This window comes from Nesterenkonia sp. AY15, from assembly GCF_022565855.1.
In the GTDB taxonomy this organism is placed as follows: Bacteria; Actinomycetota; Actinomycetes; order Actinomycetales; family Micrococcaceae; genus Nesterenkonia.
Genome location: NZ_JAJOYV010000001.1, coordinates 662,087 through 681,838, shown reverse-complemented (window position 1 = coordinate 681,838; position 19,752 = coordinate 662,087). Strand labels below are relative to the sequence as shown.

Genomic DNA, 19,752 nt, shown 5'->3' with positions numbered 1-19,752 from the left:
GGCCTGAGTCCAGCACAGGCCTGGGTCCAGCACCTTCCTGAGCCCAGCAGCGCTGTCAGAGCCGGGTCTGCTTCGTTCTGCCGGCCCCACTTGCAGTTTTAGGTGTGCCTAAATCATACTGTGGGCATGCGCCACACCAGGTTCTTCACTGTCACCGCCGGACTGATCTGCGCCCTGGCCTTGAGCAGCTGTGCCGCGGCGAACTCCGATGAGCAGGGCGCCTCCACGGAGGACCAGCCTCCCGTGGTGCTCACCAGCTTCTCGGTGCTGGCAGACATGACCCGGGCCGTGGGCGGCGACCTGGTGGACACCCGCTCCATCACCCCGCCCGGCGCCGAGGTGCACGAGTACTCCCCCACCCCCGGTGATCTCCGCGATGCCGCAGCGGCGGACGTGATCTTCTTCAACGGACTGGGCCTGGAGGCCTGGTACGAGCAGTTCCTGAGCCATTCTTCGGCGGAGGTGGTGATGCTCTCCGAGTCGGTGGAGACCCTGCCGGTCACCCGGCTGCCCGAAGCTTCTCCGGGCTCCGGCGAGTCCGACGACGTCGAGGACCCCGGGGCTTCCGAGAGTGCCGGCGCGGAGGAGACCGCCGAGCTGCCGGTCAACCCGCACGCCTGGATGTCTCCGGCACAGGCCATGGTCTATGTGGACAACATCGAGGCCGCACTGAGCGAGCTCTCCCCCGCCGACGCCGAGCAGTTCACCGAGAACGCCGGCCGCTACAGGGAGCAGATCCAAGCGGTCTGGGACCAGGCCGAGGAGCGGCTGGCACCGCTGCAGCAGGACGGTGAGATCCACCTGGTGACATGCGAGGGCGCCTTCAGCTACCTGGCGAAGGACCTGGATCTCGGCGAGCACTACCTGTGGCCGCTCAACGCCGAGGACGAGGGAAGCCCGAAGCAGGTCGAGGCGCAGATCCGCTACGTCGAGGAGCACCAGGTGCCCACGATCTTCTGCGAGTCCACTGTCAATGACTCCACCCAGCGGCAGGTGGCCGAGACCACCGGCGCCACCCTGAGCGAGCCCCTGCACGTGGACTCGATCACCGAGCCTGACGGACCGGCACCGAGCTACCTCGAGCTCTTGGAACACGACCTGGACCTGATCATCGAAGGAGCCCAGCGATGAGCACTGACATAGACACTGGATCAGCCACAGGCGTGGACGCCCCACCCGGTGCTGCCGCCGTCGTCGTCGATCAGCTGAGCGCCGGCTATCCAGGCGTCCAGGCTCTGGACGAGGTCAGCATCACCGTGGGCACGGGCAGCATCTGCGCCCTGCTGGGAGCCAACGGCTCCGGGAAGTCCACGCTGTTCAAGGCGCTGCTGGGACTGCACCGACCCACCGCCGGGACCGTGCGGCTCTTCGGCATGGAACCGACGAAGGCCCGACGGCGCAACCAGGTCAGCTACGTGCCGCAGCACGAACAGGTGGACACCAGCTTTCCGATCAGCGTGGAGCAGGTGGTCATGATGGGTCGCTACGGGCACATGGGCTTCACCCGCCGCACCCGCCCTGCGGACCGGCAGGCCTGCGACCAGGCGCTGGACCAGGTGGGCCTGAGCCAGCTGCGCCGGCGCGGGATCGGTGAGCTCTCCGGAGGCCAGCGCAAGCGCGCCTTCCTGGCCCGTGCCATCGCCCAGCAGGCGCCTCTGATGCTGCTCGATGAGCCGTTCGCCGGCGTGGACCGCGGTTCGGAGGAGCTGATCAGCTCGGTGCTCAAGACGCTGCGCGACACCACGGGCACCACCGTGCTGATCTCCACTCACCACCTCGCCGGCGTGGAGGACCTCGCAGATGAGGTGGTGCTGCTGCACCAGCGGGTGCTCGCCGCGGGACTTCCGGGCGAGGTGCTCACCGAGGAACAGCTCGGCCGCAGCTTCGGCGCCGTGCTGCGCGAGACGAACTGATGAGGGAGGCAAGCTGATGTGGGAGCTGCTGGTCCAACCGATGGAGTTCGCCTTCATGCAGCACGCCCTGACGGCGGCGATCATCTCCTCGGTGGTCTGCGCCCTGCTCTCCTGCTGGCTGGTGCTCATGGGCTGGTCCCTGATGGGTGACGCCGTGGCGCACTCGATCCTGCCCGGGATCGTGCTGGCGCACATCTTCGGTCTGCCCATGGCGCTGGGCGCCTTCGTCTTCGGGATGCTCGCGGTGCTGCTCATCGGCGGGATCAGCGGAGGCTCGACGCTGAAGCATGACACCTCCATCGGCGTGGTGTTCACCTCGCTCTTCGCGCTGGGCCTGGTCCTGGTCTCCAGGACCCCCAGCGAGACGCACCTGACCCACATCCTCTTCGGCAATGTGCTGGGCATCTCGCAGCAGGACCTGCTGCAGACCGCCGGTCTGGGGTTGGCCACAGTGGCGGTGCTGTTGACGCTGCGGCGCAGCTTCGTGCTGCTGGCCTTCGACAAGGTCCACGCCCACACGATCGGACTCTCCACCGGCGCCCTGTCCATCTTGCTGCTGGCCCTGCTCGCGCTGACCACCGTGACCGCGCTGCAGACCCTGGGGATCCTTCTGGTGGTCGCTATGCTGGTGGTGCCCGGCGCCACCGCACTGCTGCTGTGCCGCCGCTTCGGGCCGATGCTCGCGGTCGCCGCGTCCAGCGCGGCAGCCTCCGCGGTGATCGGCGTCTATGCCAGCTACTGGCTCGACATCTCCACCGGAGGCTCGATCGTGCTGGCACAGTCGGGCCAGTTCGCGCTGGCCTACCTCTTCGCCCCGGTGAAAGGGATGATCCCGCGGCTGCGCCAGCGACGTCAGCGCCCACCCTCCGAGCAGGCGAGGCCGACCCGCTCGATCGATACGCTCCTCGACGTGAAGGATCCCGCCTAGATGACTCCGCGCACCTCAGCTCAGGGCCGTTCCACCGCGATCGAGGCTGCCACCACCTCCGTGGAGGACTACGCCAAGACCATCTATGGCCTCGCCGAATGGGACGGCGCCTCGGTGACCGCGTCCGCGCTGGCCAGGACCCTGGGCGTCTCCAACCCCTCGGTCTCGCTGATGATGCGCAAGATGGCCGACCTGGGGCTGGTGGAGCACCGCCCCTACGCGCCGATCGCGCTGACCCCCGCCGGACGCCAGCTCGCCCTGGCAATGGTCCGCCGGCACCGTCTGATCGAGACCTGGCTGGTGCGCGAGCTCGGATACGGCTGGGAGGAGGTCCATGAGGAGGCCGAACGGCTCGAACACGCCGTCTCGGAGACCTTCGTGGACCGTCTCGATGTGCGGCTGGGCCACCCACGCGTGGACCCTCACGGTGATCCGATCCCCGGTCCAGACCTGCAGCTGGACTACCCCGAGACCCTGCTGCTCTGCCGGGTGCCGGCCGCGATGAAGGTGCGCCTGGAGCAGGTCGACGACGCCGTGCCGGATGCGCTCTCCGCCCTGGACACCCACCGGGTGCCCATCGGTGCGCAGGTCACGGTCCAGGCCACCGACCGCGGCGCCGTCGTCCTGACCCCGCTCACCCCCGGAGGGCAGGACAGCCCGGGAGCTCCCCCGACGCAGGACGATCAGTCGGCGGCGGCCGGGAGCATCCGGCTCGCCCATGAGGTGGCCCACGCCATGCGCGTAAGCGTGGTCCGCTGAGGCCGCCCGGCCCCGACGTATCCTGTACTGGTGTCTTCTCCCGAACCGCGTGCCTCCAGCAGGCGCCCACGCCCGAAGCGGCAGGCGACCTCGCTGACGGTGCTGATCCTCCTGGTGGCGCTGGCCGGCGCCGGTGGCGCGCTGCTGCGACTTCTGGTCGGCGAGCTGATCCCGGAGCAGGGGATGAAGTTCCCGTGGACCACGCTGGTGATCAATCTCAGCGGATCAGGGCTGCTGGGCCTGCTCATCGGCGTCGCACGCGCCCGCCCGAGCACCCCGGACTGGGTGGTGCCGACCTTCGGCACCGGACTGCTGGCCTCCTACACGACCTTCTCTGCGGTGATCCTCGCCGTGATGCCCTCGATGCCCGGATCCGCCTATGAAGGACTCGCGGCCGTGACCTATGTCAGCCCGGGGGCGATGGAGATGCTCACCTACCTCATCATCAGCATCCTGGGCTGCACCGCTGCTGCCGCGGCCGGACTGACCATCAGCCGTGCGCTGTTCGGCCAGCTCGGCGCCGCCTCCGCGGATCTCGGTGTGAGCAGCGAGGGCCGCCATGAATCCTGAATTCAGCATCGCCATTGCGCTGGGCGTCGCGCTCGGCGGCTCGGTGGGCGCGGTGGCGCGCTTCCTCCTGGACCGATACCTGCGCGTGGGCCTGCTGCTGGCGAACACGCTCGGGTGCTTCCTGCTGGGGTATCTCCTCGGCGAACTCACCTGGCTGAGCGGGAACGGCGCCGCTGAGCCCGAAGGCGTGCTGCCCGGCCCGGTGTCCACGGTGCTGATCTTCGGGGTCCTCGGTGCGCTGAGCACCTTCGCAACCGTCTCGGTGCGGGTGGCGCAGACCTGGGTGTCGGGTCGACGACTGCGGGCGGTGGGGATCTGGACGGCGCACGTGGGGTGCGGGTTCGCAGCCGCCGCGCTGGGGATTGCGCTGTCCCGAATGTCGGGGCTATACTGAAAAGTCAGCTCGCGAGCACGTGGCGAGAGGCAGGGGCTGATAAGCCTCGTTGACAACACAATATGGGGACGATCGGTTTCGACGATCTGAGTTGATCATGGTGAAGCGGGTCGAGGATGCAGAGTGACCTCGTAAATACCTCTCTGCAAAACAATAAGTGCCGAAACTAAGCGCACTGACTTCGCCCTCGCTGCCTAAGCAGCGACGCGAGTCTGTCAGCCTGGGTCTGCTATCGACCCAGCTCCTGGCATCAGCTAGATAGCCACTGGTTCCAACTCCTCGTCGTGGGGAGTTGGGTCGACAATTCACACGACTGGGCCCGTCATCCGCCTGTCTGCGTGACGGCTGGGGCCGAGAAAATCTATCAGCAGACTGCACCCGGAGAAGCCCATGTGAATCCAGATCGGACGCGGGTTCGATTCCCGCCGTCTCCACAGATCGCCCGAGCAGGCTCAGCCTGCTCGGGCTTTTTTGTGCCCTGAAGCCGGGAAGCCCCAGCTCGAAGGGCCCGGGAAGGCCGCGTTGCTCAGCCCGCCCCTCGGGAGTCGGAGTAGTATCCGGAAGGTCTCGTTGACTGTGCGAAATCTACGTGAAGGAGCCTGATGAGCATCCCCTTCTACCGCCCGCTCTCCCCCACCTGCGGCCTGCGGGTCTCCCCGCTCGCGCTGGGAACGCTGCCCTTCGGCGGCGCCAACGGCATGGGTCATATGGGCAGCCTGGGCCCCGACGATGCCGCCGTGCTGCTGGATCGCTCCCTCGAAGCAGGGGTCAACCTGCTGGACACCGCGAACCTCTACTCGCTCGGTGTCGCCGAGGAGGTGCTGGGGCAGACCCTGGCGCGCAGCGGCCGCTATGACGAGTTCCTGGTCACCACCAAGGCCCGGATGGTCGTCGGTGACGGCCCCAACGACGGCGGCGCCTCCCGCTGGCACCTGCTCAAGGAGGTCGAGACGTCTCTGCACCGGCTGGGCCGTGATCACATCGACCTGTTCTACCTCCACCACTGGGACGGCGAGACCCCGCTGGAGGAGACGCTGCAGACCATGGACGGGCTGGTCCGCGCGGGCAAGATCCGGTACTACGGGGTCTCGAACTACACCGCCTGGCAGCTGATGAAGGCGCTGAAGGTCTGTGAGGTCAACGGCTTCATCAAGCCTGTGGTGCAGCAGATCCACTACTCACCGTTCTCCCGCGAGGCCGAATACGAGATGATCCCCGCCGGGATCGATCAGGGCATCGGCACCCAGGCGTGGAGCCCGCTGGGCATGGGGCTGCTCAGCGGCAAGTACCGCCGGGACCAGCGCCCGGAGTCAGGTGCTCGCATGGTCGACGGGGATGGCTCCGAGATGCGCGTGGCGGACTGGGAGAAGCTCCACAGCGTCGTCGATGTGCTCGATGAGGTCGCTCAGCGCAACGACGCCACCATCCCGCAGGTCCTGCTCGCCTGGCTGCTGGAGCGCCCCGGGGTGACCAACCTGGCCGTGGGCGCGCGCAGCCTGGAGCAGTGGAACGATCTGCTGGGCACCTTTGAGGTCTCCCTGGACGCGGCGGACTCTCAGGCCATCGACGACGTCGGCCGGCCGACCCTGGCCTACCCGTTCTGGCACCAGGCCGATATGGCCAGCGAACGCATGAGCGCCGCGGATGTGTCGATCATGGCGACCACCAAGCGGGAGATCGCCGAGAAGATCGGCGAGTAGTCAGCTGACGTTCAGCTCGCACGGACAGGGCCCGATGGTGGTCTGACTATGGTGGAGACAGACGACCACAACAGATTGAGGTGTCAGATGACTACCGAACAGAACAGACCTGAAGAGGCGAAGAGGCCCAGCGCGGACCACAGCTCCGCCGATGTGAACGGCGGCCAGCCGCTGGACACTCCCCCGCACCAGCGTGACGGCGGGAATCAGCACACCCACGGCGAGCATCACCGCGACGAGGCTGCGCGCAACCCGGGGCTGGATCCCGAACCGACCGAGACTCCGGGGCTGGAAGACGGCGGCGGCGTGCAGCCTGGCGATACTCCGCCCGATTCGAACTCCGCGACCGCCTCACCCAAGCAGGCTTCGCCGACGAAGCCCCCGAAGTCCAACCTGGTCATGACCGTGGCGATCATCGCGATCATCGTCGTGGTGCTGCTGATCTTCGTGGGTTACATCGCGGGACTGCTCGACTGAGCCAGGGGATGACCGAGGGCTGAGCACGACTCAGTTGAGATCGGCTCAGCGGAGACTCAGGACGACCGCAGGTTCCGGTAGCGCATGGCGCGCTGGGCCTCGCGGTTGTCCTGCTTCTCTCGGAGGGTCTGCCGCTTGTCGAACTCGCGCTTGCCGCGGGCGATGCCGATCTCGACCTTGGCCCGGCCGCCCTTGAAGTAGAGCGAGAGCGGGACGATGGTCAGGCCCGGGTCCTCGATCTGGCGGGAGATCTTCACCAGCTCTTTCTGGTGGAGCAGAAGCTTGCGTTTCCGGCGGGCTGAATGATTGGTCCAGGTGCCGTTGAGGTACTCGGGGATGGTGACCTGTTCGAGCCAGAGCTCGCCGCCGCTGGAGAAGCCGCCGAAGCCGTCGGTGAGGTTGGCGGTGCCTTCGCGCAGCGACTTCACCTCGGTGCCGGTGAGCACCAGTCCGGCCTCGTACTTGTCGAGGATCTCGTAGTCATGCCGCGCGCGACGGTTCGTCGCCACGATGCTGTTGTTGGGATCGCGCTCTTTCTTCGCGCCCTTCTTCTTCGCCACCGTGTCACCTCCGCGCTGGATCGCTGATCTCGGCGTTCTTCTGCAGTGGCCAGAAGAGCCGACCTTCGATCATACACGCAGGTATCGGCGCACCGTGACCCAGGAGGCGATGATCGCCAGGACCACGGCGATCGCCAGAAGGCCCGGCATGATGATCCAGGCTTCGGCGGAGTCGATGAAGTGGATGCTCGGCACCTGCTGGGCCATCCACTGTCCCAGCACGAACTCCGCGACCACCCAGGTGGCCGCACAGGCGAGCAGACCGCCGATCAGTGCAGCGATCACGCCTTCGAAGACGAAGGGCATCCGGATCATCGATTTGGAGGCGCCGACCAGACGCATGATCCCGGTCTCGCGGCGACGGCTGAACGCGGAGAGCCTGATGGTGGTCGCCACCAGCAGCAGCGCGCAGACGATCATCACCCCGGCGATGATCAGCGCGACCATGGTCAGCCCGTTGAGGATGCCGAAGATCTGATCGAGGACCTCCTGCTGATCCGCCACGGACTCCACCCCGGGGGCAGACCCGAAGAGCTCGGTGACCACCGGGAACTCCTCCGGCTCGTGGAGCAACACTCGGTAGGACTCCGGCATGTCAGAGGCGGTCAGCGCCGCGGTGCGCGAGTTCTCCCCACGGGTGTCCAGGAAGTCGTCCAGGGCTTCCTGCTGCGTCTCGTGGCGGTAGCTGGCCACGTACTGGCTGGCCGCACCATCGGAGAGGGTGTGTTCCAGGGAATCGCGCTGATCCGTGCTCACCGCACCGGTGGGACACGCTGACTGCGGGGAGCTCTCGGTGCACAGGAACACCGAGAGCTCAAGGCGATCATAGAAGTCGTCGGTCATCTGGTTGACCTGGGTCTGCATCAGCGCGGCGGAGCCCACGAAGGTCAGCGAGATGAAGGTGACCAGGATGACGGAGGCGACCATGGCGACATTGCGGCGCAGCGAGCTGAAGGTCTCGCTGAGCATATAGAGGAGGCGGTTCATCGGTCCCTCCTCAGGCGGCGCATGATCGATCGGCGCGAGCGGGACAGGCCGAGATGTTCTGCTGTCCTGCTCGCATCGGGGTAGGTGGACTGAGCTGCCGAGGACTCAGGCCGCGGCACCGGGCTGGGCTCCTCGGGCTCGGGCGGCAGCTCCGGTTCACGTTCCAGCTCTGGCTCTGACTGGGGCCCGACCTCTGGCTCCGGCTCGGGTTCCGGGTCGGGCGTCGGGGGATCCAGCGTGAAGGCGGGCCGGGACGGTGACTGCTGTTCCGGCGGCTGGGCGGAGGGCGGCTGCGGGGCGTCGTCGTCGGCGCGCGCCAGCCAGGACAACCGGGGCCGCGCGGGCGGCGGAGTCGCCGGAGCCAGCGGTGCGAGCGGCTCGCCGTCGAACATCGGGGCCGACGGCGGCCGGGGCTGGTCAGGTTCGCGGGGCGGCTCGACGGAAGGCCCGGTCGCGGCAGGAATCTCGCCCGTGATCGGTTCCTCCAGGGTCGGCTCGACCGACTGAAGTGCGTGTGCGTCCTGATGATCAGCCCGAAGTTCGGTCTGATCCTCGCGTGGACCGTAACCCGCTGGTTCGTCCGCTGGTTCCGTCACGAAATCGTCCTCGAGATCGTCCTCGGTCTCGGTGTAGCCGTCCTGTTCGAGGTCGGGCATCTCGGTGCCGTTGAAGTCCCCGTGGGGCTCCTGGACGTCATGGCCGTGAGCGTCGTGGCGGAGATGCTCGGGCCAGGTGACCCTGAAGCCTGCCTCTTCTTCGTGCGCGGAACCCTCGCCGTCGAAGTCGTGCTCGTGCTCGTGCTCGTGCTCGAAGGGATCGTGGGCGACGGGCTCATCGTTGATCGGCGCGTCGTGGAGGCCCTGTTCGCTGTCATCGCCCGCGGGAGCCGCGGGGGCGTCGTCGTCGAGGTCCAGTTCGGTGAGCTCATCGGTGTATGCCAGCGGGGCGGTCTCCTGGAGCACCGGATCTTCGTCGTAGGCGAGCACGGAGGGGTCCTCGCCTGGAGCCATCACCTGGTCCTGGGGGTGATCACCGACGTGATCGATGGCGTCATCACGCGATTCCACGAAATGGTGGTCTTGCGCGTCGGGCTCCCAGGTGTGGTGTTCCTGGGTGTCGTGTTCCTGGGTGCCGTGTTCCTGGGTGCCGCCGTCACCGAAGTCACTGTCCGCCAAGTGGTCTTCCGCGGTGCCGGTGTCGCTGCCGACCACGGCGGGAACCATCCCGGTCTTGAGCGGGGCCGGATCGTGGGCGCGCAGCCCTGATTCGCCCTCCTCCTGGGCGAGCACATCCCAGGCCTCGGAGCCTTCGGGCGGGTCGTAGGAGCCGTGGGACTCGTCGCGGACCACCCGGCCGTGGTGCAGCTGCACCACCCGGCTGTTGGCCTGGTCGACGATGGCGCGGTCGTGGGTGGCCATGATGACGGTGGTGCCGGAAGCGTTGATCCAGCGCAGGACCTTCATGACCTCGGCGGAGGCGCGCGGGTCGAGGTTGCCGGTGGGCTCGTCGGCGAGCAGGATCGCGGGGTCGTTGACGATGGCGCGGGCGATGGCGGCGCGCTGCTGCTCACCTCCGGAGATCTCATGCGGGTAGCGCTTCGCGAGGTGAGCGAGGTCGACCTTCTCCAGGACCTTGGTGACGCGTTTGCGGATCGCGCTGCGTTTGGCGCCCAACACCCGCATGGCGAAGGCGACGTTGTCGAACACGGTCTTGTCCGGCAGCAGGCGGAAGTCCTGGAAGACCATGCCGATGCTGCGTCGGAAATCGGGGACCCGGCGGTCGAGCATCAGCCCGAGGTTCTGCCCGGCCACGGTGACCTTGCCGCGCTGGGGCAGGCCCTCGCGCAGGATCATCCGCAGCAGGGTGGACTTGCCGGAGCCGGAGGCGCCGATCAGGAAGGCGAAGTCTTCGCGGTAGAACTCCACGGTGACGTCATCGAGCGCCGGTCGCCCGTCTGCCTCGTAACGACGGGTGACCTGTTCGAATCGGATCATGGATCAGTCGTCCTCGGCCGCAGTCTCGTTGCGCCAGCGGATGCCGGTGTCGATGAAGCCGTCGATGTCTCCGTCGAGCACGGCCTGGGTGTTGCCGACCTCGTGCTCGGTGCGCAGGTCCTTGACCATCTGGTACGGGTGCAGCACGTAGGAGCGGATCTGGTCGCCCCAGGAGGCCTTGATGTCTCCGGCGAGCGCCTTCTTCTCGGCGGACTCCTCGGCCTTCTTCAGCACCAGCAGCCGGGACTGCAGCACGCGCATCGCGGCGGCGCGGTTCTGGATCTGGGACTTCTCGTTCTGCATCGAGACCACGGTGCCGGTGGGAAGGTGGGTGATGCGCACGGCCGAGTCGGTGGTGTTCACCGACTGTCCGCCGGGCCCGGAGGAGCGGAAGACGTCGATCTTGAGGTCGTTCTCGTCGATGTCGATGCTCTCGGTGCCTTCGAGCAGCGGGATGATCTCGACCGCGGCGAAGGAGGTCTGTCGGCGGCCCTGGTTGTCGAAGGGGCTGATCCGGACCAGCCGGTGGGTGCCGGCCTCGACCGAAAGGGTGCCGAACGCGTAGGGCGCGTTGATCTCGATGGTGGCGGACTTCAGTCCGGCCTCCTCGGCGTAGGAGGTGTCGAGCACCTTGACGTTCCAGCCGCGGCGCTCGGCCCAGCGGGTGTACATGCGCAGCAGCATCTCGGCGAAGTCCGCGGCGTCCACGCCGCCGGCTCCGGAGCGGATGGTCATCACGGCGTCGTACTCGTCGTACTCCCCGGACAGCAGGGTCGTGATCTCCAGGGACTCCAGCGCCTTGTGGATGGAGGCGACCTCACGGACGGCGTCGTCGAGGACCTCGTCGTCGCCCTCCTCCTTGGCCATCTCGACCATCATCTCGACGTCGTCGATCCGGGTCTCGAGCCGCTCAAGGCGCTCCAGCTCGGTCTGTCGGTGACTCAGCTGAGAGGTGACCCTCTGCGCGTTGGCCTGGTCGTCCCAGAGGTCCGGCGCGACGGCCATATCACTGAGCTCGACGACCTGCGCCTTGAGCTTTTCAACGTCGGTGACCTCCGTGATACGGCGCAGCGTATTGCGCAGGTCACGAAGTGCGGTGGGGAAATCTGTCTCAGCCATAACAGCACTACAGTACCGTCGTCTGGGGATTCACCGGTTGAGACTCACCCGGGGGCATGCTCGCGCTGATCTTCACCCCATCGAGGAAGGGACTGACGCGAAGGTGCCGGGCAGAGGGACCCGGCGTCGGGCCAGGTCTCAGCGGGCATCTCGGCGGCGCTTGAGCCAGCCGTCGAGGATGGACCATCCCCAGAGCGCGACGACCCCGAAGCCGAGCAGGATCCCCAGGATGCGCAGCGTCTCGGCTTCGAACACCCCGGAGTCGAGGAACTCCGGGCTCACCAGGGCCCCGCGCACCAGCAGGTTCAGGATCAGACTCACGAACACCACCGCGAGCACGGTGTTGGCGACCGCGAGACCCGCATCCCACCGGCCACGCCGCTGAAGGACCACCGCGAAGACCGCGTGCAGCCCGATCAGCACCAGCAGCCACGGCCAGAGGGCGGTGTTGAGGATCGGCATGGTCTCGCCGTCGACCCGCATGGAGCCGCCGAATCGGTCCCACAGCACCGCACCGGCGGCCAGCCCGAGGAAGACCAGGGTGGCGATGAGCTCGGATTTCGCGCTGTCCGCCCCCGGCACGGGGAGTTCTTCGGGGTCCCAGCCGGTGTCGATCTCGACACCGGATCGCTCGATGATGAAGAAGACCAGGGTGACCCAGAAGCAGAGATGCACGATCAGTGAGAGCCCCACGGTGATCGAGGCGCTGAGGATCTCGCCGATATCGGCGCCGTCGAGGGTCTGTCCGAGCGCGACGCCGCCGGCCGCACAGATCGGTACGATCGCGAGCAGCTTCCTGAGCAGGCGCCACCAGGTCAGGTAGTAGGGCGGTCCGATCAGGTTCAGCGGCTGGTGCGAGTAGCCGGCGGCCAGGACGGCTGGGTCACCCAGGTCGATCAGCGTGGCGCGTTCGGCCGCAGCCGGTTCCTCTCCCATGCTGACCCGGCTGGCGATCGCCTCGGCGATGGACTGCTCCAGGTCGGTCCGGGATTCCTCGCGCACCTTCGGAGCCAGGTGTCTGGTGGCGGCGGTGACATACCGCTCGGTCAATGTGGTGTCCATGTCAGGGGCCCCTGCCCGGAGTTGATTCGTCGGAGAGGACTATCGTCGCGCCTGCTGATCCCGGCGGGAAGAGTGGGCCGCTCATCGGTTGAGGCTCACTCGAGCGTGGGACTCCACGCTGATCGGGACCTGAGCCGGCAGGATCACCGAGACCATCGGCAGGTCGACGACGGCGGCCAGTTCCACGTGCGCCGTCTCCCCCGCATCGGTGACCCAGGTCCGCGACACGACCAGGTCATCGAACCGGCCGTGGGCGCCGGAGACGGTGAGGTAGTTCTGCGCCTGGGCGCGCACCTGGTCGCTGCTGACCCGCGGGGTCGGCCCGGAGGCGCCCTGTTCTGCGGCCTGGGCGGCGGCCGAGGCGGCACCATCGGCGGCGGAGAGCAGCTTGCGCGCCTCCAGATTGACCGCCGTGGCGCCTGCCATCACGGCGACGAGCAGCAGCACCACCAGCAGCATCCCCAGGATCAGGACGCTGGACTGTCCCGCGTCCTCAGTCTGCAGCCGCCGCAGCGCCGCCTTGGTCGCGCCTCTCTGCGGGAGCCGAGTCGGGAGCAGGGTCCGTGTCGCGTGCATCTCAACCCGCCTGGACCTGCGCTGAGGTGGAGGAGACGGTGACCAAGGTGGAGCGCCAGCCACCGAGGTCCGGGATCAGCGGCACCGGTACCCGGACTTCCACGGTGAAGGCGACCACGTCGCCGTCATCCTCGCAGCCACCCTTGGGGCAGGACATGGTGATCTCCGCCTGCTCGGTGCTGATCCCGAAGTCGGCGAGCGCCGCCGACGCCGCAGCCTGGCTTCGTGCTGCCCGTTCCCCCGCGCCGAGGTCCTCCCCTCCGAGGACGTACATCCGGGCAGCCTGATCGGAAGCGCCAAGGCTCGCGTAGGCCGCGGCCTGGACGGTCGCGACGCCGAGGATGAGATAGATGACCGGAATCAGCACCAGCACGGCGAGCATGATGAATTCGACCAGTGTGGAACCTGACTCATCCTGGCCCTGCCGCAGCCGCTGGGTCAGCCGCTCAGTCAAAGTCATACGCGCTGCCCGTCACCTCGAGGCTGCCGACCCCCGGAAACAGCCCCAATACCGGGACCTGAGCCTGGACCGTGATCTGAAGGGTCTGGCCCTCCGGTTGGGCCAGGTACTCATAGCCCACGTCCTGGGCGTATCGGGAGGAGATCGAGGACTCGATCAGAGTCCGGGTGCGCTGGACCCCGTCCCCGGCGGTGCGGTCCTCCAGCACGCCGAAGCGAGCCCCCGTGGACGCCGCGTCGATCAGGGTGTTGCGCACGTGCACCATGAGGGTCAGCTGGAGGAGCGCGAAGCTCAGCAGGACCAGGAGCGCGGAGACCATGGTGAATTCAGCGGTGGCGGCACCCCTGTCCTTCCCCGCCGACCGGATGCGCGCGAATCGATGGGCCCGGTGCGGGTCAGCGCGAGACCTGATTGATGGCATCGTTGAACAGTCCCTGCAGGGCTGGCTGAGCGATCGCGAGCAGCCCGGCCACCAGCACGGCGCTCATCAAGGTGATCATCACCCAGCCCGGCACATCACCGCGCTCCTCCTCTTTCAAACAGACCGCGGCGCAGGCCGCCTGGTGGACGAGTCTTTCCGTGTGCGGCATGTTCTTCCCCTTCTCCGGTGGTGTGGTTGTGTTGTGAGCGGTGGTTCAGATGCCGATCTCCAGCAGCGAGAGACCCGGGTAGATCGCGAAGAGCACCGTCAGCGGCAGCACGCCGAACACCAGCGGCACCAGAGTGGTTAACAGTTACTATTCTTTCCATGAGGACTGCTATCTACCTGCGTCAGTCGCAGGACAAGACAGGGAACTGGGCCGCGATCGATCGCCAGGAGCTCGCGTGCACGAAGCTCGCCGAGGCCAAAGGGCTCGACGACCTCACCATTTACAAGGACAACGACCGGTCCGCGAGCAGCGGTAAGGAGCGCCCCGAGTTCAACCGGCTCGTCACCGACATGCAGGCCGGGAAGGTCCACACGCTCATCGTCTGGCACCTGGACCGGCTCACCCGCAACGTCCGCGACCTCACCCGGGTCATCGAAGCCGGGAAAGACCACCGGACCAACATCGCCAGCGTCCATGGTGTGAGCCTCGACCTCGGCGACCCCACGGGCGTCGCCGTCGCGACCATCCTGACCGCGATCGCGGCCATGGAGGTCCAACACAAGGGAGCCCGCCAGCGGTCCGCCAACGAGCAGCGAGCCCGCCGCGGTGAGACCTTCTGGACCCGCCGGCCCTTCGGCTACCAGCGCCACAACTGTGAGGTCACGATCGTGGAGGACGAGGCAGCGGCGATCCGAGAAGGGGCACGGATGGTCCTCGCCGGCTCCACGATCACCGCCGTCGCCCGGCATTGGAACAGCCTCGGACTGACCACCACGGCCGGGAACCCCTGGGGTGTCACCCAGGTTCGGCGGCTGCTGATCAACCCCCGATACATCGGGCGACGGATCTACAACGGCGAGGACCTCGGGGACGGGTCCTGGCCGGCGATCCTCGACCCAGAGCAGCTCCCCGAGCTCGAAGCGAAACTCACCGATCCACGCCGCAAGACCGCCCCCAACGACCTCTCCATTAAGTACCTCCTCTCAGGTATCGCGGCGTGCGGGAAATGCGGGAAACCGATGTACGCCTCACCCAGTCCGACGAAGAACGGGCACAGCCGGATGATTTACCGGTGCATGGGCGGCTACTGCCTCAGCCGGGGCCTCGAGCAGGTCGACGCCGTCGTCGAAGCCGCAGTCATTGGAGTCCTATCCCGGCCAGACGCAGCCGCCCTCTTCAACCCCGACAGCAACGTCACCGAACTCCGCGCCAAAGCCGCCGCCATCCGCGAGCGCCGGGACACCCTCGCCGCGCTACTCGGAGAAGGTCTACTCTCACCTGGGGCGGTCCGGGAACAGTCAGGGAAGCTCACCACTGAGCTGCGCGACTACGAGGCGCGGATCGACGCCGCAGACACCCTGGACCCCCTGGGCGCGGTCCTCGGCACAGACGATATCGAGGCCGGGTGGCTGGCGTTGCCGGTCATCGCGAAGAGGCAGATCATTGAGGCACTCATGCAGGTTCGGATACTCCCCATGGGGAAGGGCCACAGTTTCAGCGCGGACACCATCGAGATACTGCCCAGGAAGGCAACCAGCTGATGAGACTAGAACCTATCCAGATGAAGGAAATGATTTTTGTTTACTGCGATGGAACTAAATCACGTTCCCACGAGAGCGCGAATGCAGGTGTGTTCTATAGGCGTGACGGCGAATGGGTGGAAACCCCCAAGGATTCGACACCGCTGGCCCCAGCCCCATCCAGGGCGGACCGTGGCGGGGATGCTCCTGCGAAGCGCAGTTCGCGCGCTCGCCGCCTGACACGGCTGCCGGTCCGCGTCGACCGTGGCAGATACATTCTGCGATGCAGTCATGACCAGTGTCGGAACCATCTGCCCGTGAGTAGCGAGAACATCCCTCGCCTCTACGAACGGTTCGACACACTGCTCGCAGCCGGTATCCAGCGAATCGGACTCGAGCACCTAAAGTCACTGCTTTAGACAATGCATCTATTGCCTGGTAGGTGCTAGCATCTAAAAGCAACGTCTTAGGACGTTTCGGAGCAGGCGGCCCATGCGGACGCCGAGCATCGCTTCTGAGGTTGGCGGCTACCTCGAATACAACCCCGCCCGAAGTCCTTGGGAGGGCACTAGATTACTAGTGCTCTGGAGCCTCAGATGCCCTCATGGACCTCGGAACGCGCACGCGTTGCGTCCCTCACACGATCCCGCCCAGCAGATGATCCTGAACTGGTCGAAGCCCGGCAACGCCTCAAGGCGGCCCGGTTAGAAGACCACGTCCGCCAATCAGTCGCGGATTGGCCGCCCCTCACGCGAGAGCAGCTCGACACGATCGCCGCCGCCCTCCACGGCGCACGGGCGGTGGCATCGAAATGAGCCCGCACAGCGAAACACCCCCGGCGGCAGGCCGAGGGCGTTCCCAGAAAAATGAATCCGACACTCACAAGAATACCGCTCGGCAGCTCGAAAAGATAAGAGCTCGTGTCCGCGCCCGTACCGACGAAGCGCAGACCGCGACGCCCACCCCGCACGACTGGCAAGACCACGGACTCAGCCGTCAACAGCGCATAGCAGCCCGCTACGCCACCCACACCGCCGGCAGGATCACCTACGTCATCGGCAGCGGCTGGCACCACTGGGACGGCACACGCTGGGCACCAGACCCTCGTGAGGTCCACGCCTATCAGGCGCTCCGCGAAGTCCTCGAAGCATCATGGGCCGAAGCCATGAGTGACCGGGACCTCCGCACCGACGTCACCTCCGCCATGACCGCCAACGGCAGCGCCGGAGTCCTCGCCCTCGCATCCCGCGACAAGCGCATCGCCGTCACCGAGACCGACGTCGACCCCTACCTGCTCAACTGCGCCAACGGCACCCTCGACCTGCGGACCCATGAGCTGAAACCTCACGACCCGGCAGACAGGATCACGAAGATCACCAGGGCCGCCTACCATCCGGACGCCGCCGGCCCGACCTGGGAGCACTTCCTCGAGACCAGCCTGCCCGACACCGAAAGCCGCGACTACCTGCAGCAGTACCTCGGGCTCAGCCTCATCGGCAGGACCATCGAGCACCTGCTACTCATCGCGACCGGCACGGGCCGAAACGGCAAAGGCGTCTTCGCGAACACCATGAGCCACGCGCTCGCGGACTACGCGACCACCGCACCCAGCGACATGCTCGTCGCGAGCCGCCACGGGGACAAGAAGAGCGCCGGCGAACTGTCCGGGCTCATGCGGCTACGCGGGGCACGATTCGTGAGCATGTCCGAGCTCAACCGAGGCGTGAAAATGGACGAATCCGTGATGAAGCGTCTCACCGGCGGGGACCCGATCACGGCGAAACACATGGGCCAGGACTACGTCGAGTTCAACCCCTCGCACTCGCTATTCATGCTCACCAACGACCTGCCGACCATCCCCGCCGACGCCGCAGCCGCATGGGCCAGGATCAGAGTCGTACCCTTCACCGTTTCCTTCGCAGGCCGCGAGGACACCACCCTCGAAGAGCGCCTCCAAACAGAGATCGACGCCGCCCTCGCCTGGGCAATCCGAGGCCTCCTCGCCTACCAGACAGCGGGGAAGCTGCGCACCCCGGCGTCCGTCCTGGCCCGCACCGAGGAATACCACGGCGAGAACGACCCCCTCGCCCGGTTCATCGAAGAGCGCTGCATCAGGAACCCCGCAGCCAGCATCACCCGCGCCGCGCTACTCGACGCCTACAACACCTGGGCCAAAGAGAACCGGGAACCCCAGTTCGGCTCCCGCGTGATGACACCCCAGGTGCGAGCACTCGACGGCGTAACCGAATCCAGTGGGAGGGGGCGCGGATGGCAAGGAATCGGGCTGGCCGCAGACGTCCACGATGACGGCTGACCAGGGCGGGAACACATGTCACAGCATTTCCCAGAGATTCCTTCACGCGCGCGCATGAGAAATGACTGGGAACAAGTGTGACAAGTGTTCCCAGCCTCGCAACAACACCTAGAAATCACCACCACAACAAGGAGAACCGCCATGACCGAAGTAACGATCACCCCAGGCCCACTGCGAAAAATTCACATCAGCGACGAAGTACTGACCATCGACGTCGCGCGACAGCTCGACGAAATCACCATCAGCGTCGTCGACGGATACGGACTCGACGCCCTAGACACCATCCAGTCGTACCGGCCCATCGCCCGCATCCGCGCCGCGAAGCACGCACACGGCGTCGAGCTGCTCGGCTTCACCCCCGGGCGTGGAGAGCTCATCCGCATCACCATCTTCGCCGGCCATTTCCGCATCAAACGCGCCGAAGAGACCACCGAGGAAACCGAGACCCTCGACGCCCCCCTCGAAGGCATCCGCCTCGCGGGCGAATGGGCCACCAACCACCTGCCCCTGGCGGTCCTCCCTCGGAGCACGACCGACCAAGGCTGACCGACACCACCCCGCGAAAGCGACACCAAACAGGCGACGAAGGGCAGGCCAATGGGACACCACGACGACGCACCAGACACCACCCGAGCGGAGACAGCTGCACAGCAGAACACAACCCGGACGGAATCCCCGCCGAGACGACCAGGAGTGCCGCCACCTCGCATCGAGCTCGGAGACCTCCGCACCCTCGTCGCAAGCCTCCACACCACACCACCCCACGACGACACCGACTAGACCAAGGAGAACCACCATGGCGCGCACCGATCCACGCCGACCACCAGACCTCGCCGTCAACCACCACACCTGGCCCCAGCTCGTCGCCGCCATGGACGGAGCCATCACACCCTGCAGAAACAGCAGCGAATGGCTGAGCGAGAACCCACGCCAGCAGCAACGCGCAGCGGCACTATGCCGAGGCTGCTCAGTCCTCGCCGAATGCCGAGACTTCGCCCTCGCCGTCAACGAACCCAACGGTGTCTGGGGCGGAACCACACCCACCGATCGCAAGGCCCAACGACGCCGCGCACAACGCGAAAAAGAGGCCGCATGAACATCAAAAACGGTGGTCGGCTGCCAGCCCGCGTGACAGCCGCGCACACGGCACGAGCACCCTCACGCCTGGAAGCGCGGCCAGGACGCGAGAACGCCCATCCTGCGCCAGTCCTGGCATGCCGGGCCGTTCGAGGGGGTAGGGGGGTCGAAAAAGCTAGGGGCAAGCGGACGGGGGCGCGCAGCCGGGGTCCCCCGCAAAAAGTCTCAATATAGCGAGGGCCCCTTAGGTTCTCCCTCGAGTGAGCTTCCCGGGCGACGAATAATCACCCATTCGCCGGATGACGACTGTCTCTCATCGCGGTGGGAACGGCTCATACGTAAACCAGAGGTTAACCAACTTCTCGCCGTCCTCGTTCTTCTCGCCGGTAGAGCGACGGGTGACTTTCACGATGCCGTCTTCTGTGAAGTAAGGGTCACGCCGTCGAGCTGAGATGGTCTTCGCTACCCGGAAAGGAATTTTCTTTGCCGCAAGCATGGGCTGTCCCGGATTCTGTCGCGCGCGTTCTGCCAATGCATCAAGACCAAAGTAGTCGACCCTGGCTTGCCCGATCAGAAGTCCATCGGTTGGGCCTGGATCAACAAAGTCCCCTACCTCGGGCAGCTCTTCCTCAACCATCATGCCTCCCTTGTATCCCAGCCTGTCGCCATACCTTATCAAGTCCCGGAATCAGGGAACCCGCAAGAAAATTCGGGTCGAAGTCGATCAGCACTGAGTTTCGCCACATAGTCGA

At 66.5% G+C, this 19,752-nt stretch carries 22 protein-coding genes and 1 other RNA gene; 13 read left to right on the top strand and 10 right to left on the bottom strand.

Features of this window, described 5'->3' with window-relative positions; genetic code table 11:
- The first annotated feature begins 126 nt into the window (after positions 1-126).
- The 9 genes from LSI54_RS03100 (at position 127) to LSI54_RS03060 (ending at position 6,741) form a co-directional block, all read left to right on the top strand.
- On the top strand, positions 127-1,131 hold the full coding sequence (locus LSI54_RS03100) for a metal ABC transporter solute-binding protein, Zn/Mn family (protein WP_241469983.1): 1,005 nt from the start codon (positions 127-129) through the stop codon (positions 1,129-1,131).
- Positions 1,128-1,913: a metal ABC transporter ATP-binding protein gene (locus tag LSI54_RS03095; protein WP_241464286.1), complete on the top strand. Its 786-nt coding sequence runs from the start codon at positions 1,128-1,130 to the stop codon at positions 1,911-1,913. The genes LSI54_RS03100 and LSI54_RS03095 overlap by 4 nt, the downstream gene beginning before the upstream one ends.
- Positions 1,914-1,929: 16 nt before the next feature.
- Positions 1,930-2,841, top strand: a complete 912-nt coding sequence (locus LSI54_RS03090) for a metal ABC transporter permease (protein ID WP_241464285.1) — start codon at positions 1,930-1,932, stop codon at positions 2,839-2,841.
- Positions 2,842-3,600, top strand: a complete 759-nt coding sequence (locus LSI54_RS03085; RefSeq protein ID WP_241464284.1) for a metal-dependent transcriptional regulator — start codon at positions 2,842-2,844, stop codon at positions 3,598-3,600.
- 30 nt (positions 3,601-3,630) lie between these two features.
- On the top strand, positions 3,631-4,170 hold the full coding sequence (locus LSI54_RS03080; protein ID WP_241464283.1) for a CrcB family protein: 540 nt from the start codon (positions 3,631-3,633) through the stop codon (positions 4,168-4,170).
- Positions 4,160-4,564: a fluoride efflux transporter FluC gene (locus LSI54_RS03075; protein ID WP_241464282.1), complete on the top strand. Its 405-nt coding sequence runs from the start codon at positions 4,160-4,162 to the stop codon at positions 4,562-4,564. The genes LSI54_RS03080 and LSI54_RS03075 overlap by 11 nt, the downstream gene beginning before the upstream one ends.
- Positions 4,565-4,628: 64 nt before the next feature.
- Positions 4,629-5,001: a transfer-messenger RNA gene (ssrA, locus tag LSI54_RS03070) on the top strand.
- 165 nt (positions 5,002-5,166) lie between these two features.
- Positions 5,167-6,264, top strand: a complete 1,098-nt coding sequence (locus LSI54_RS03065; RefSeq protein WP_241475263.1) for an aldo/keto reductase — start codon at positions 5,167-5,169, stop codon at positions 6,262-6,264.
- A gap of 87 nt (positions 6,265-6,351) precedes the next feature.
- Positions 6,352-6,741, top strand: a complete 390-nt coding sequence (locus LSI54_RS03060; RefSeq protein WP_241464271.1) for a DUF6480 family protein — start codon at positions 6,352-6,354, stop codon at positions 6,739-6,741.
- Positions 6,742-6,797: 56 nt separating this feature from the next.
- Here the strand turns inward: LSI54_RS03060 and smpB are convergent, their stop codons facing one another.
- The 9 genes from smpB to LSI54_RS03015 all read right to left on the bottom strand — a co-directional run bounded on the left by smpB (position 6,798) and on the right by LSI54_RS03015 (position 14,089).
- Positions 6,798-7,301 (bottom strand): SsrA-binding protein SmpB, encoded by a 504-nt coding sequence (gene smpB, locus LSI54_RS03055; protein WP_241464270.1) that lies wholly within the window; start codon positions 7,299-7,301, stop codon positions 6,798-6,800.
- Positions 7,302-7,370: 69 nt separating this feature from the next.
- Positions 7,371-8,288 carry a permease-like cell division protein FtsX gene (ftsX, locus tag LSI54_RS03050; RefSeq protein WP_241464269.1) on the bottom strand — a complete coding sequence of 306 codons (918 nt, stop codon included), beginning with the start codon at positions 8,286-8,288 and terminating at the stop codon, positions 7,371-7,373.
- Positions 8,285-10,282 (bottom strand): cell division ATP-binding protein FtsE, encoded by a 1,998-nt coding sequence (ftsE, locus tag LSI54_RS03045; protein ID WP_241477736.1) that lies wholly within the window; start codon positions 10,280-10,282, stop codon positions 8,285-8,287. The genes ftsX and ftsE overlap by 4 nt, the downstream gene beginning before the upstream one ends.
- 3 nt (positions 10,283-10,285) lie before the next feature.
- The gene (prfB, locus tag LSI54_RS03040; protein WP_241464267.1) at positions 10,286-11,401 is read right to left on the bottom strand and encodes a peptide chain release factor 2; all 1,116 of its coding nucleotides are present in this window, start codon (positions 11,399-11,401) and stop codon (positions 10,286-10,288) included.
- Between the two features lie 138 nt (positions 11,402-11,539).
- Positions 11,540-12,463 carry a hypothetical protein gene (locus LSI54_RS03035; RefSeq protein ID WP_241477735.1) on the bottom strand — a complete coding sequence of 308 codons (924 nt, stop codon included), beginning with the start codon at positions 12,461-12,463 and terminating at the stop codon, positions 11,540-11,542.
- Positions 12,464-12,544: 81 nt separating this feature from the next.
- Positions 12,545-13,039 carry a pilus assembly protein TadG-related protein gene (locus LSI54_RS03030; protein ID WP_241475271.1) on the bottom strand — a complete coding sequence of 165 codons (495 nt, stop codon included), beginning with the start codon at positions 13,037-13,039 and terminating at the stop codon, positions 12,545-12,547.
- A gap of 1 nt (position 13,040) precedes the next feature.
- On the bottom strand, positions 13,041-13,499 hold the full coding sequence (locus tag LSI54_RS03025) for a hypothetical protein (protein ID WP_241477734.1): 459 nt from the start codon (positions 13,497-13,499) through the stop codon (positions 13,041-13,043).
- On the bottom strand, positions 13,486-13,866 hold the full coding sequence (locus tag LSI54_RS03020; protein WP_342357794.1) for a TadE/TadG family type IV pilus assembly protein: 381 nt from the start codon (positions 13,864-13,866) through the stop codon (positions 13,486-13,488). Before LSI54_RS03020 ends, LSI54_RS03025 begins: the two co-directional genes overlap by 14 nt.
- Positions 13,867-13,894: 28 nt before the next feature.
- Positions 13,895-14,089: a hypothetical protein gene (locus LSI54_RS03015; protein ID WP_241464262.1), complete on the bottom strand. Its 195-nt coding sequence runs from the start codon at positions 14,087-14,089 to the stop codon at positions 13,895-13,897.
- Between the two features lie 158 nt (positions 14,090-14,247).
- Here LSI54_RS03015 and LSI54_RS03010 point away from each other — a divergent pair, with 158 nt between their 5' ends.
- The 4 genes from LSI54_RS03010 to LSI54_RS02995 all read left to right on the top strand — a co-directional run bounded on the left by LSI54_RS03010 (position 14,248) and on the right by LSI54_RS02995 (position 19,019).
- Positions 14,248-15,630 carry a recombinase family protein gene (locus tag LSI54_RS03010; RefSeq protein WP_241477732.1) on the top strand — a complete coding sequence of 461 codons (1,383 nt, stop codon included), beginning with the start codon at positions 14,248-14,250 and terminating at the stop codon, positions 15,628-15,630.
- 790 nt (positions 15,631-16,420) lie between these two features.
- Positions 16,421-17,923, top strand: coding sequence for a DNA primase family protein (locus LSI54_RS03005; protein WP_241477731.1), 1,503 nt, complete (start codon positions 16,421-16,423; stop codon positions 17,921-17,923).
- A 141-nt stretch (positions 17,924-18,064) separates the two neighbouring features.
- A complete protein-coding gene (locus LSI54_RS03000) occupies positions 18,065-18,469 on the top strand; it encodes a hypothetical protein (protein ID WP_241477730.1) in 405 nt (134 codons plus the stop codon).
- Positions 18,470-18,719: 250 nt separating this feature from the next.
- Complete coding sequence (locus LSI54_RS02995) at positions 18,720-19,019, top strand: WhiB family transcriptional regulator (RefSeq protein ID WP_241477729.1); 300 nt, start codon at positions 18,720-18,722, stop codon at positions 19,017-19,019.
- Positions 19,020-19,313: 294 nt separating this feature from the next.
- Here the strand turns inward: LSI54_RS02995 and LSI54_RS02990 are convergent, their stop codons facing one another.
- Positions 19,314-19,640 carry a hypothetical protein gene (locus LSI54_RS02990; protein WP_241477728.1) on the bottom strand — a complete coding sequence of 109 codons (327 nt, stop codon included), beginning with the start codon at positions 19,638-19,640 and terminating at the stop codon, positions 19,314-19,316.
- Positions 19,641-19,752: the final 112 nt, after the last annotated feature.